The sequence below is a fragment of the Microcoleus sp. D3_18_C4 genome (assembly GCF_036702355.1).
In the GTDB taxonomy this organism is placed as follows: Bacteria; Cyanobacteriota; Cyanobacteriia; order Cyanobacteriales; family Microcoleaceae; genus Microcoleus.
Genome location: NZ_JAUBTF010000017.1, coordinates 12,650 through 26,402, shown reverse-complemented (window position 1 = coordinate 26,402; position 13,753 = coordinate 12,650). Strand labels below are relative to the sequence as shown.

At 45.9% G+C, this 13,753-nt stretch carries 11 protein-coding genes; 7 read left to right on the top strand and 4 right to left on the bottom strand.

Annotated features, from left to right (window positions below; translation table 11 throughout):
• Positions 1-89 precede the first annotated feature (89 nt).
• The 4 genes from QUA90_RS11215 (at position 90) to QUA90_RS11200 (ending at position 5,962) form a co-directional block, all read left to right on the top strand.
• Complete coding sequence (locus QUA90_RS11215) at positions 90-1,661, top strand: nitrate ABC transporter ATP-binding protein (protein ID WP_333445480.1); 1,572 nt, start codon at positions 90-92, stop codon at positions 1,659-1,661.
• Positions 1,662-2,035: 374 nt separating this feature from the next.
• Complete coding sequence (locus QUA90_RS11210; protein ID WP_333445478.1) at positions 2,036-4,207, top strand: nitrate reductase; 2,172 nt, start codon at positions 2,036-2,038, stop codon at positions 4,205-4,207.
• 618 nt (positions 4,208-4,825) lie between these two features.
• On the top strand, positions 4,826-5,137 hold the full coding sequence (locus QUA90_RS11205; RefSeq protein WP_332948676.1) for an RNA recognition motif domain-containing protein: 312 nt from the start codon (positions 4,826-4,828) through the stop codon (positions 5,135-5,137).
• Positions 5,138-5,503: 366 nt separating this feature from the next.
• Positions 5,504-5,962, top strand: coding sequence for a phosphate-starvation-inducible PsiE family protein (locus QUA90_RS11200; protein WP_333083854.1), 459 nt, complete (start codon positions 5,504-5,506; stop codon positions 5,960-5,962).
• A 69-nt stretch (positions 5,963-6,031) separates the two neighbouring features.
• On the opposite strand, the gene rimM is transcribed toward QUA90_RS11200, so the two are convergent.
• The 3 genes from rimM to QUA90_RS11185 form a co-directional block, all read right to left on the bottom strand.
• Entirely contained in the window at positions 6,032-6,673 is a 642-nt protein-coding gene (rimM, locus tag QUA90_RS11195; protein WP_333083877.1) for a ribosome maturation factor RimM, read from the bottom strand.
• A 155-nt stretch (positions 6,674-6,828) separates the two neighbouring features.
• Positions 6,829-7,461, bottom strand: a complete 633-nt coding sequence (locus QUA90_RS11190; RefSeq protein ID WP_332995821.1) for a response regulator transcription factor — start codon at positions 7,459-7,461, stop codon at positions 6,829-6,831.
• An 86-nt stretch (positions 7,462-7,547) separates the two neighbouring features.
• Positions 7,548-8,822, bottom strand: coding sequence for a molybdopterin-binding protein (locus QUA90_RS11185; protein WP_333331697.1), 1,275 nt, complete (start codon positions 8,820-8,822; stop codon positions 7,548-7,550).
• 117 nt (positions 8,823-8,939) lie between these two features.
• Here QUA90_RS11185 and QUA90_RS11180 point away from each other — a divergent pair, with 117 nt between their 5' ends.
• The 3 genes from QUA90_RS11180 (at position 8,940) to cobO (ending at position 10,995) form a co-directional block, all read left to right on the top strand.
• Positions 8,940-9,557 (top strand): hypothetical protein, encoded by a 618-nt coding sequence (locus QUA90_RS11180; protein ID WP_333331699.1) that lies wholly within the window; start codon positions 8,940-8,942, stop codon positions 9,555-9,557.
• Between the two features lie 165 nt (positions 9,558-9,722).
• A complete protein-coding gene (locus QUA90_RS11175) occupies positions 9,723-10,301 on the top strand; it encodes a Uma2 family endonuclease (protein WP_333445475.1) in 579 nt (192 codons plus the stop codon).
• A gap of 58 nt (positions 10,302-10,359) precedes the next feature.
• Entirely contained in the window at positions 10,360-10,995 is a 636-nt protein-coding gene (gene cobO / locus QUA90_RS11170) for a cob(I)yrinic acid a,c-diamide adenosyltransferase (RefSeq protein WP_333445473.1), read from the top strand.
• A 46-nt stretch (positions 10,996-11,041) separates the two neighbouring features.
• Here the strand turns inward: cobO and QUA90_RS11165 are convergent, their stop codons facing one another.
• The gene (locus QUA90_RS11165) at positions 11,042-13,579 is read right to left on the bottom strand and encodes a CHASE4 domain-containing protein (RefSeq protein WP_333445471.1); all 2,538 of its coding nucleotides are present in this window, start codon (positions 13,577-13,579) and stop codon (positions 11,042-11,044) included.
• Between the last annotated feature and the right edge of the window lie 174 nt (positions 13,580-13,753).

Sequence of the window (13,753 nt, the reverse complement as noted above, 5' to 3'; positions counted from 1 at the left end):
AGGGAATGAGGAGCAAGAAATCAGGAAACAAGACTCCACATTTCCCGCTTCCTAAGTCCCTAATTTCAAATTCTCAATCCAAAGTTGTCATGTCTAATTCCTCAACCCAAAATCCAAATCCTGAAAATATGCAAACTCTAAAAACTCCCCAAAAAACCAAACTTCAAACGCCCAAGCAAGACTTTCTTACGATTAAAGACGTATCGAAAGTCTACGAAACTCCTAAAGGCCCTTACGTGGTTCTCGACGGTGTAAACCTGACTATTAATGAAGGCGAATTTATTTGTTTGATCGGTCACTCTGGCTGCGGCAAATCAACTTTGCTGAATATGATTGCGGGATTCAACGGGCCGACAAACGGAGAAGTAGCCCTGGAAGGTTCGCAGATTACTGAACCAGGCCCCGATCGCATGGTGGTGTTTCAAAACTACTCGCTGCTACCGTGGCTGACTGCTACTGAAAATATTCACCTCGGCGTTGAAAATGTTTACCCGGAAAAGTCCGCAGACGAACACAATACGATCGTCCAGGAACACTTGGAATTAGTGGGGCTGACCGAAGCTTGTAACAAAAGACCGGGCCAATTGTCCGGGGGGATGAAACAGCGGGTGGCGATCGCCAGAGCTCTGGCAACTCGTCCCAAACTGTTGATTTTGGACGAACCTTTCGGAGCTCTAGACCCGATTACCCGGGAAGAGTTGCAGGAAGAATTGCTGAAAATTTGGCGGAAGGAAAAAATTACCGTCATTATGATTACTCACGATATTGATGAGGCTTTGTTTTTGGCCGATCGCATCGTGATGATGACCAACGGGCCTGCTGCTTCCATCGGCGAAGATATGCACGTTCCGTTCAGCCGTCCCCGCAACCGGGCGCGGATTATGGAAGACCCGAAATACTACGAACTTCGCAACTTTGCTTTGGAGTTCCTGTTTTCTCGCTACGCCCACCACGAAGAAGGTGAAGAAACGGACTCGGAGACAGAAGCCGTCGCGCTACCGATGCCATTACCTGCTAGCAAAAAGCCTGCGGTTGCTGACAGGCCTCTTGCACCTGCACCTTTTGTGTCTCACGCTGCCGAACCCTCAGAAGCCTCGTCGATCAAACGCGGCATCCTGGCAGCCTCGTGGTTCGTAGCAATGTTTACTTTAGCTGCGGTCAATATGTCTGTTGTTTCCAGCCAGCTAAAGCAAGCGAAACTAGCAGAAACTGCACCACAGGCGCCGACTGCCGGGGCGATTGTGAGTTCTCCCCCCAGCCCGCAAATCGCAGCAAGTTCGATCGCACCGACTGCTAGCCCTGCACCCATTGCTGCTGCAAGTCCTGCACCCATTGCTGCCACCACTGCCACATCAGTGATTTCTGACCAAGCCGAACTCGATGCGATCGGAAAGCAGTTGTATGCACAAATCGACCAAAAATGGAGAACAACTCCGACATTTACCGAAAGCTTGACTTATCGGGTCAAAGTAAAACAAAACGGGGAGATCCTACAGTTCGATCCCACAAATAAAGCAGCTAAAGATTTCGTCAAAGAAACTCCTCTGCCGGTTTTGCAAACTCCTGCAGATGCCGCAGCAGGCTCTGAAAAAACTGCTGAGTTCCAAGTAACTTTTAGCCCCACCAACGGTGGCGTATTAGAAGTTAAAACAGAGAAGTAGGCGAGATAATACTTCCGCACTAAATCTCGAATTGGTATTAACAACCAGGTCAAAAGTAGTACCTGCGCGCTGTTTGAACTCGGCAAAAATTCCTCCTATCCCCCATTCTTGGGGGTGACAAGAGTTAGGTTGAAATTTCCTCTGTTGGAGTAAGATTTAGCAGCAGTCAGAAGCTGACTACAAGCGAGAGCGAGCCAGATTTTTAGTAAGATAGCGGGTAATTCTAAATCAGGGTATTGTCCGTGTCTGTGAAGCATATATGCGGTAAGTTAGTAATGATTGACACGTTATTTGCAGGAGCCCTCAGTTCCGACTATAATGACAAATTACGAATTACCCATTAGCTTTCAAAAATTAGCATCTAAAATCACCAGATGGAAACTATAAAAACTCTTTGCCCATACTGCGGTGTAGGTTGCGGTCTAGAAGTTGTTCCCGACAAAAAACAAAGTTGGAAAGTGCGGGGCGATCGCAATCACCCATCGAGTCAAGGCATGGTTTGTATTAAGGGAGCAACCGTAGCAGAGTCCATTCGGAGCGATCGGCTACTGTATCCGATGATGCGAGATACTCTCGACCAACCGTTCCGCCGCGCTAGCTGGGACGAAGCTTTCGATGCAATTGTTAACCGCATCCAAACAATTCGCAGCACCAGCGGCCCCGATGCTTTGTGCGTTTACGGGTCGGGTCAATTCGCAACAGAAGATTATTATATTGCCCAGAAACTAATGAAAGGTTGTCTGGGTACTAATAATTTTGATGCTAATTCTCGCTTGTGTATGTCTTCAGCAGTCTCTGGATACGTTCAAAGCTTTGGCTCGGACGGGCCGCCTTGCTGTTACGACGATTTAGAATTAACAGATTGCGCTTTTATTATTGGTAGCAATACAGCGGAATGCCATCCGATTGTATTCAATCGATTAGCTAAGTACCACAAAAAGCATCCCCATGTCAAGATGATTGTGGTAGATCCAAGGCGGACTCCGACTGCGGAAGCGGCGGATTTGCACTTAGCAATTAAACCGGGTACGGATATAGATTTGCTTAATGGAATTGCATATTTGCTGTTACGCAGGCAAGCAATAGATGCTGAGTTTATTGAAGAATGCACGGCGAATTTTTCAGCTTTTGCTGAGGTTATTAGCAGCTACACGCCGGAGTTTGTAGCCTCGCGCTGCGGCATTACTGTCAGCGAGTTAGAAACGGCGGCAAACTACTGGGAACAGTCGCAGCGGGTTTTGTCGCTGTGGTCGATGGGAATGAATCAGTCGTCGGAAGGCACGGCAAAGGTGCGATCGCTGATTAATTTGCACTTAATGACAGGTCAAATCGGCAAACCGGGATGCGGCCCGTTTTCCCTCACGGGCCAGCCAAACGCGATGGGAGGGCGGGAAGCCGGAGGACTGTCTCACTTGCTCCCAGGCTACCGATTTGTGAAAAATGCTGAACACAGAACCCAAGTCGAGGAGTTTTGGGGAATCGCACCGGGAAGCATTTCCCCGAATCCAGGCCGCACAGCTTGGGAGATGATTACCGGTTTGGAAACTGGCGAAGTCGAGTTGCTGTGGATTGCAGCTACTAATCCGGTGGTGAGTATGCCGGATTTGGAACGTACTAAAGCTGCTTTGCTGCGATCGCCCTTTACTATTTATCAAGAAGCTTACTATCCCACTGAAACCTCTGCCTACGCTCACATCCTGCTGCCGGCAACGCAGTGGAGCGAAAAAACCGGAGTAATGACGAATTCCGAACGCCGCGTTACCTTTTGTCCCGGTTTCGACACTCCCTCCGGGGAAGCCCGCGACGACTGGAGCATTTTCGCCGAGGTGGGACGGCGGTTGGGTTTTGCCCAACACTTTGCTTTCGAGAACAGTGCGGAGGTGTTTAAAGAGTACGCGCAGTTGACGCGGGGTCAGCCTTGCGACATGACCGGTCTCAGCCACGAATACATCCGCCAAGAAGGGCCACAGCAGTGGCCTTGCCGGGAAAACGAGCCTGTGCATCCAGCGAACGAAGCGAAACGGCTGTATACTGACAGGCGTTTTCACACTCCTGACGCGCGGGCAAGATTTTCGGCCTATCACTCGCGGGGACTGGCAGAACCTCCCGATCCCAATTATCCGTTTGTGTTGACGACAGGGAGACTTTACGGACACTGGCACACGATGACGCGGACGGGTAGAACAGAGAAAATTAATCAATTGCACCCCGATCCGTTTTTGGAAATTCATCCCCGCGATGCTGCCCAATTGCAGATTAAGGAGGGAGATTTGCTGGAAGTTCGATCGCGCCGCGGCAAGGCGCAGTTTCCAGCAAAAGTCACAAAGGCGATCGCCCCAGGTACGCTATTTGTACCCATGCACTGGGGTTCTCTGTGGGCCGAAGGTGCTGAAGCCAATGCCATGACTCATTCTGCAAGCTGTCCAGATTCCAAACAGCCTGAGTTAAAAGCTTGTGCGGTGCAGTTGGTGCTGGTTGGGGCAGAAACTGCCGCAGAAGTTGAGGAATTTAATTGGGCAAAATCCACCCTCGCCGTCACTTCTTGAGCTGCCGTCCAACTACGGGATGTTACAAATCACCGAAGAACGAGCGGGAAGCCGCGGGGGATAGACAGGGAAACGAGAGGAAGTTGGTTGACGTTCGGCGAGCACTCAGTCAATCACGCTCAGTCGAACGATTGAATCTTTACTCCACAGATGAATCTGGGATATTGAACAAGAGTCGAAAATTTTGCACTCTTCCCGACAGGAGTCCGGGGCTTGTATCCGTTTTTTGGGGTAACAACCTCTCTCGATCGAGCAATTTTGAACTCGGACATACCCTACACATAAATCTTAAATCCCAAATCCCAGATCTAAAACCTAAAATCGTTATGCCATTACGCAGCCTAAAAACTGCGTTTCCCCGGCAGAGCCCGGGAATAAGGAAAATTAAATTTATTTATTCTAAGTTTTTCCTTCTTGATTGGGAGTTTTTGCTTCGGCTGAATGCCTTATGGCCAAAGGCTTATGCTTTCTTTTTAATTAATCGAGTCAGACAATTGCCGTTTGCACCTCAAGGTGCTATAATCGTTTTACAAGGCTTTATTTTCGGCAGTGCAGTTCGTTCGATCGGCGTTCCTCCGGATTTAAATCTCTACACCCTCTGATTCTGGAGAATGTTCAATGTCAATCTATGTCGGCAATTTATCCTACGAAGTAACGCAGGAACACCTCAACCAAACTTTTGGAGAGTACGGAACAGTAAAGCGCGTTCAGTTGCCTGCTGACCGGGAAACAGGTCGGATGCGGGGTTTCGCTTTTGTAGAAATGTCTACTGAAGCCGAAGAAGCCGCAGCCATTGAGGCTCTTGACGGTGCTGAGTGGATGGGTCGCGACCTCAAGGTCAATAAGGCAAAACCCCGCGAAGAACGTGGTTCTTCTAACAGCGGTAACTGGGGTAACAACGATCGCGGTGGCAATTCTCGTCGCTACTAAACCACCCGAGCTAAATTTTTAGCTATCTTCTATAGCGCGTCGGAGCAAACTGGGAGTCAACAATCATTCTCTGTTGAGAATAGATAGTTAGTTCAGTCGTCGCACCGCGCCTTAAAAGCCTCAAAATATTGCTAGACAATAGTTTGAGGTTTTTTTATGGCAAAAATTTATTAAGTAGGAGTTCATCGCGCGCGATCGATTCCTAGCTGACACGAAAAACTATAAGATATAACCGGCAAAGAGAGCCGCCTTTTCCCAAGTACCCGGGTGATGCCGTAAAACCAGGCAATCACAGAGTTTTGCGCTTGCAAAGTGTACCGAACAATGACAAAATTATTAATTAAGAATTAAGACTAAATCACTTTTATGCTGAAAAAAATATTTAGGCAAATTTCCAAGTCAAGCAGTGATGAAAATTTTCTGCATTTTACAGAAAGTGTAGAAGTAGTAATATCGAAAATTTTATCACTGGCGATGATTTGGGTAATTCTCCTCAGCGTTTGCGATTTGCTGATTTTTTTAGCAAAAGAATTGGTAAACCACACTGATAATTTGTTAAAAGACACGTTGTTTGTCATATTTGGGTTATTTTTAAATGTTTTAATTGCTCTGGAAATCTTAGAAAATATTACAGCTTATCTGAAAAAGCACGTAATTCAAGTAGAGCTAGTTATTGTAACTTCTTTGATAGCAGTATCTCGAAAAATCATCATTCTTGACCTGGAAAAGAAAACCGCAGCCGACTTGATTGGTTTGGCGACAGCAATTTTCGCGCTTTCCATCAGTTACTTGATAGTGCGGTCTACAAATAAAGGAAAAGATTAATATCGGGAATTGAGAAGTGGGAATTGTTAATAACTAATATCAGATCCGGTCGAGCGACCGGACATGATATTATTCCAACAAACCAGGAGGAGGCACAATTTCAATTCGGCCTTGTTCTAAGTCAACAACTGGCACAATCTCTTCCACAAAAGGAATCAAGATTTTTGTGGATTTAGGCTCTTTAACGCGAATTTTCCGTGGTTTGCGGGTATTTCTGGGGTCAGCGTTGGCTTGGGGAGTTTCACGCTGTTTTGGCTTTTCTAATTCTGCGGCGACAGTTTCCGGCGCGGTTAGATTCGTTTCTACTTCTAAAAGGTCGTTACCTGCGGGAATAATATCACTTACCTTGCCTAAAATTTCCCCGGTTAACTGGTTAAAAACTTCCATACCGATCAAATCTTGGACGTAAAACTCATCAGATTCGAGGTAAGGTCGATCGGTCTTTTCAACAAACAACTTACAGCCCCGCAGCGCCTCAGCACTATCGCGGTCTTCCACACCCTCTACCTCTACAGCATACAGCCCTTTGCCCGGAATGTAGCGACCGCCCAAAAACTCGATCGGTTCCGGTTCACTTTTGTTAGGGCGCAAAATCCACCGCTTTCCCGGTTCGATAAACCTTTCCGGGAAATCCGAATCGGGATAGACTCGCACTTCCCCGTCCAAACCTTGAGCTGCTACAATTTTACCGATTTCTATCCATTCAGACATAAACTTTTTGGGAATTAGGAATTGGGAATTAGGAATTGGCAATTGACAATTGACAATTGGCAATTGGGCATTGGGCAAAAAAGCATCTTCGCAGAAAAGCCTTGGTAGCAAACAACAAATAACTACTGACTAATGACTACTGACTACTGACTTCTTTACACCAATCCAGTTCTCAGCGCTACAACTGCTGCTTGCACGCGGTCATCCACTGCCAACTTATTCATAATACCGCGAACATGAGTTTTAATAGTATTTGGACTCAAGTAAAGCGCCGCTGCAATTTCGGGATTGCTGTTACCTTCCACCATTAATCTTAACACCTCCAATTCCCGCTGCGACAACTGACCAAAAGTAGTTGTAGAGGCAGGTATCGGGGGTTTGAGGTGTTCGATGACAGTCCGGGCAATTTGAGGATCAAGATATGTAGCGCCCTCTGCTGCGGCTGCGATCGCTGCTAACAGCCTGTCTACAGAAGCACCTTTAATACAATAAGCATCAGCACCACTAGAAAGGGCAGCAATAATTTCAGTTTCTGCCGTGTGAGAAGTTAACATTACGACTCGAACTTCGGGCAGTTGTGCTTTAATTTGCTGCGTCGCTGCTATGCCGTCGAGCCGCGGCAAACCGATATCCATTACAATAATATCAGGTTTGAGTTTCAGTGCGGCTGCTACGCCTAAATAGCCGTCTTCTGCTTGTCCTACTATTTCTATTTCTGGGGAATCGGCTAAAACTTGCTCTAATCCCAGTTGCATCATCGGGTCATCTTCAACAATTAAAATTCTCATAATTAATTGGCAATTGGTAATTTTTCCGGCTGACTGTTGACTGTTGACTGCCAACTAACTACTGCCAACTGACTACTGTCAACTGACTAATGACTAACTTTTAAAACCTCCACGAATTCGCCCGGTACAATCCAGGTGTCCCCTGGTGGCAAAACTGCTAAACCACTCGTATTGGCGAGGTTAATTAAATTCGCTGAATTTTGGCTGCCGCTAGCAGGTTCAAATTCCCAGACTCCGGCAACTAAATGTAGTTTACCCCAAACATAAGTTTCGCGCTGCCCAGGCGATCGCAATTCAGCATTACACCTAGCTTTGAGAAACTCCGGCCCCCAAGCATCCAGGGCAAGCCCAGACATCTTTTTCAAAGCAGGCACAACAAAGCGCCAACAGCAGACTAAAGCCGAAACCGGATTTCCTGGCAAACCAAAATAGAGACAATCCGAACTCAAACTCGGCGAATCATCATTCTTTTCACCTCGTTTAAACGCAGCAACCGTTAAAGGTTTTCCCGGCTTAATCGCCACAGAACTAATGTGAATTTTTCCTCCCAAATCCCCCAATATTTTCTCAATATAATCGTAGTCTCCTACCGAGACGCCCCCCGTAGAAAGTACCACATCCGCCGTCGCAACAGCCCGGGATATCGCCTTATTTAACGCATCTTCATTATCAGGAACAATGCCCAATCGAATCGGTTCAAATCCCATTTGCGCCAACAAAACTGTCAAAGCATACTGATTCGAGTCTACCAGTTTCCCCGGTGCCAAAGGTTCGTCTGGCGATACCAATTCGTCACCAGTAGAAAAAATTGCCACCCGCAGCCGCCGATAAACGGGAACTTGAATGCACTGGGCAGTTGCTAACACCGCCATTTCTGGGGCATTGATAACTGTACCGGGAGTTAGCAAAGTTTTTCCTGCTTGATAAAAAGCGCCTTTGTGCCTGACAAATGCTTGCGGTTTTTCAGGAGAAACTAAGATAAAAATACGATCGCCCTCACGCCTTGTTTCTTCCTGCATTACCACCGTATCAGCACCGGCAGGCACCACCCCACCCGTAAAAATTCGCGCCGCTTGCCCCGATTGGACGGTATTTTGAGGCTGATATCCGGCTGGAATCTCTTCTACTACTTCGAGTACCACTGGTTTTTCGGCGCTACAGTTTTCCACATCCGCAAACCGCACCGCGTACCCATCCATTGCTGAATTATCCCAATAAGGAAAATCCAGGGAACCAGTGACGGCAGCAGCCAAAATGCGCCCCGATGCTGCCAGTAAGTCTACAGTTTCTACATCCCCCTGACTGTCGAGGGGTTGCGCCAAATTTAGAATGATCGATTCTGCTTCTTTCACTGACAGCATGACTGTCTCCTTGTTTTGATAACACTCATGATTAAGTTTAGCAAAATATCCAGAGATATTGGTGATATAATTTTTTTGGATTTGGGCAGTAGACCTAATTTTTGGTATTAATTGCTTATGACTCTTTCGCGCTTTGTTGTCCGACTAAATTGTTTATCTTTATTATTGGTGGCGCTACTGATATTTTTTACTCAACTTTCAGGCTTAAAAGTCAGCGACTTATTCTTTCAGCCTTATTTTTCTCCCCATCCTAATGTCGCCTTGTTAACTCGTACTTTCCAAATTTTATGTTCTGTACCAGTCGTTGTTTGTACTTTCACCTATGGATTAGCTAAAACTATTCAACCATGTCCTAATGAAAATAGATTTATTTTATTTTCCGCTCTTTTAACAGGTGGATTTCTACTGAATCAAACTTACCGAATTCATATATATATGATAGCCATAGGAATTCCTAAGCTAGGAGTAAGTCTTTTATACGCCGTTATTTTGTCATCTTACGGATGGTTTTTTAGGCGAGAACTACAGTTAACTCCCTACCAAATATTGTTAGCGGGTTTGGGCTTGTTGTTTTTTGCGATCGGCGTAGATGCCCTGCATTTAAAAAACAAAATATTATCCAGTTTACTAGAGGGAGTACCTAAACTGTTTAGCGAAATTAACATTGCATTTTATTATTGGTATGTCTGTAAGTGTTTCCTGAACAAAGTTTTTTATAAAAATATTGAGAGCTAGTTATAAGTAGATGATATAATCATATCACAAGTGCCTCCCCAAACCTACAACTCAAATCCTCAGTCCTCCATCAATAATATTTACAGCATCTGCATCGCTCAGCATTTATCCGCCTTCATATACATTATCTGGCTTAAAAGTTCCAACGCATCCTGATAAAATACCATGATAGCAGTTACCATCAACTTCAACTCGATCGCCCAAATAACCGACGACCAATTTTATCAACTGTGCCGCGAAAACCCCGATGTCAAATTTGAACGCAACGCCAAAGGAGAAATAATCGTCATGCCACCCACAGGAGGAGAAACCGGAAATTACAATTTTGAAATAGCTACTGATTTTGGAATTTGGAACCGACAAACTAAACTGGGAATTTGTTTCGATTCTTCAACTTGCTTCAAACTGCCAAGCGGTGCCAACCGTTCTCCCGATGTCTCTTGGATTGAAAAATCAAGATGGGATGCACTCACTCCCGAACAAAAACAAAAATTTCCTCCCATTGCCCCGGATTTTGTCTTAGAGTTAATGTCGCCAACCGACAGTTTAAAAGATACTCAATACAAAATGCAAGAATACATGAATAACCAAGTAAAACTAGGCTGGTTAATCAACCGCAAAACCCGCCGAGTCGAAATCTATCGCCAAGGACAAGAAATAGAAGTTTTGGAATGTCCAACAGAACTTTCAGGAGAAGATGTTTTGCCCGGTTTCGTGCTAAACTTGAAAACACTGTGGCAATAACTAGACATCTAGCATCTATCAGCGTTTATTTGCGTTCATCTGCGGTTAAAAAAATCTAATGGAAACCAATACAGAAACTACTGCAACCACTGGCTTAACAGCGGAACAACACAAACAGAAAATGCAGCGCCGCCAAGAAGTACAGGCGCAGCGAATCGCTAACTCCTCAAAAGAAAAAGGTTTAATTATAGTCAATACCGGTAACGGCAAAGGCAAAACTACAGCCGCTTTGGGAATGGTTGTGCGATCGCTCGGCCACGGATACCGCGTCGCTATAGTACAATTTATCAAAGGAGCTTGGGAACCCGCAGAGAAAGCCGTTTTTCAACTCTGGGAAAAACAGCTAGAATTCCACGCAATGGGAGAAGGCTTTACCTGGGACACGCAAGACCGCGATCAAGATATCGCGACAGCTCAAAAAGCCTGGGAAAAATCCCTAACTTTTATCTGCAATCCCGAATTTAAATTAGTTCTTCTAGATGAAGTCAATATAGCATTAAAACTAGGTTATTTGCAAGTCGAGCAAGTGCTTTCCGGGTTAGAACAAAAGCCAGAAGAAACCCACATTATTTTAACAGGCAGAGGCGCCCCGCCAGCGCTAATCGAACGGGCAGACTTGGTGACAGAAATGACTTTAGTTAAGCATCCATTCCGAGAACAAGGCATTAAAGCTCAACCAGGTATTGAGTATTAATGTTGTTTGTCAAGACTTTTTACCCGATATAAAATTTAAAAGAGAGCTATGCTGGTAAGGTTAAGGTAAAAGTTGACCCCTTGCCAAACTCGCTAGCCACAGTAATTTCTCCCCCCAGCATCTGAGAGTATTTCTGCGCTATTGCCAAACCCAAGCCCGTACCTCCGTACTTGCGGGTAGTCGAAGCATCAGCTTGCGTAAAAGGTTGAAATAACTTTTGTAGCTGTTCAGGAGTCATCCCAATCCCAGTATCACTACAATTAAAAATTAACTGTTCAGAATCCCAACTATTCTCGTCATTTTTAATTCTTTCAACGCTGAGTATAATTGTTCCTTTATGAGTGAACTTAGCTGCATTGCTGAGCAAATTAAACAAAATTTGAGTAAGCTTAATTTGATCGGAATACAATTCGCCAATATTATTAGGACACTCCACATTCAGGCGATTTGTGTTTCGCAAAAATAGCGGTTCAACAGTTCTAGCTACATCTTGAACGACCTCCGACACGTCAAAAGTTTCTAATTCCACTTCCGCGTGACCGGCTTCAATCTTCGACAAGTCCAGAATATCATTAATTAAGGTTAGTAAAAGCTGGCCTGAATTGTGAATTCTCTCTAAATCAGACACAAAATTTTCTGCGCCCAAATCTAAAGCCTCTTCTTGCAGAATCTCGCTGTAACCGATAATCGCATTCAGAGGAGTTCGTAGTTCGTGGCTCATGTTAGCCAAAAACTGACTTTTAGCCAAACTAGCTGCTTCTGCAGCTTCCTTGGCCTTGTAGAGTTCGGCCTCCGCTTGCAAGCGGTCGGTCACGTCGTGAGCAAGCACTAATTCAGCATTTCTGCTATCAAATAGCATGGCATAAGAAGTAATTTCTACATCAATAATTGTTCCGTCTTTTTTCAGGTGCTGCCACACACCTGCAAACTCAATACCAGCATCTACTGGGGATATATTTTCTAGCAATTTCGGCAGCTCTTGGGAGGGACGAATGTCCGCAACGGTCATGTTGAGAAATTCGTCGCGAGTGTAGCCGTAGTGTTCGATAGCAGCTTGATTGACGGCTATAAATTCCTGAGTTTCTAAATCGTAAACCCACATCGGATGGGGGTTATTTTTAAACAAAAGTCTGTAGCGTTCTTCCGAGGCTCGCAGTTCGGCTTCTGCTTGCTTGCGCTCGGTAATGTCGCGGACAACAGTGCAAATAATCTCGCGGCCTCCGTAGGAAATCACGCTCCCGCTCACTTCTACATCCACGCAGGAACCGTCTCGGCGGCGGTAGAGAACTTCGCCAATCCTGAATTGTTTGTCCGTCAGCAGCAACTCGATATTGTTGTCAATTAGGTCTTTAGAGTAAGCGATGATATCGTAAATAGTCAGTTGCGAAATCGCATCAAGACTGTAATCGAGCAAGTCTGTAAACGCTGTATTGGCTTCCAAAAGACGTTTGGTTTGAGCGTCCCACAGGAAAATGCAATCTGTAGCTTGCTCCACGACAGCTCGGTAGCGGGCTTTTTCCTCAAGTTGTTCGCTTTCGGCTTGGGCGATCGCACTCAACATTCCGTTGATAGTATGGGCAAGGTCGGACAACTCATCTTCACCCGTCACAGGTAGTCGCACCGAGAGGTCTTGGCTGCTGCTGACGTGGTTGACTGCTTTCGCCAAACCGCTCAACCGAGACAGCACCAGACGCTCTAGCAGCAGCAGAGTGCAGCCGACCAACCCAACTCCCGCTAGCGCTACAGACCCCAGCAGGTACAGTAAACTAATTTGACCTTGCCGATATATTTCTCTGGGGATATCCACCCGCAATAGCAGCGCAGGTTGGTTGTAAATATCCCGGATCAAAGTGTAACCCGCGATCGACTCTTCGCTTAAAGGACGCACAAAAATCGGTTTTTTTTCCGACAGTTTCTCCCGCGCTTTCTCGAAGTCTGCAGGCAACTGAGCCTCATTAACGCTGTGTACAATGAGTGGCAAGCGAGTAATTTTAGAAACCTTCGCAATGCTCGCAGCATCCAAATTGCGCCCGAATACCAGCGTACCCCGGATCGGGCCGGTGCTTTTAGTCGTGAGAATTGGCCGGGAAGTAATCAGTATTGGCCCTGACGGTAGTAGCAGGATACCAGCGAGGCTGCTTTTGGCGTTGGGGTGCTGCAACAGCGGGTCGCTCAGAGAAATGCGGCGTTTTAATGCTTCTGGAACAGGCGTTAGTTTCAGCTTTTGGCTGTCGAAACCCGTACTGTAAACTATTTTGCCAGAAGTATTGACAAAAATGGCTATATTAACTCTTATATTAGCCAGCCCTTCTGGAATTAAATTGGAGGCAATGAATTTTGAGTTGCGGTTTTGGATGAAAGTGTAGGTGTCGTCCCAGGACGACCAGTCGGCAAAGCGCGAGTTGAAGTCATCTGCGGTTTGCCCGAACACGCTGAGCACTCCCTTGACAACCTGTGTGGCTTCTTGTTCCTCTGCTTTGATCAGGCTGCCCAAGAGGATGCTTGAGGAGGCGACATACAGAATGCCAGTCAATGCAGCGATGGTAATGCCAACGATCGATAGTGTTTTCCGACGCAGTTTCATCTTGCCATGTGTGTGGTGTCCGTCCGAAATCTCAACTCAGGAGCAATTTTACTACTGTTTCCTGAACCCTGACCGAAAGCAATTTGCTCCGGGGGCGTCCGATGTATCAGTCGGGTTGCTTTCTTCAATTCTAAAATCTAAAATCTAAAATCTAAAATCGATTGACTGGTGGCG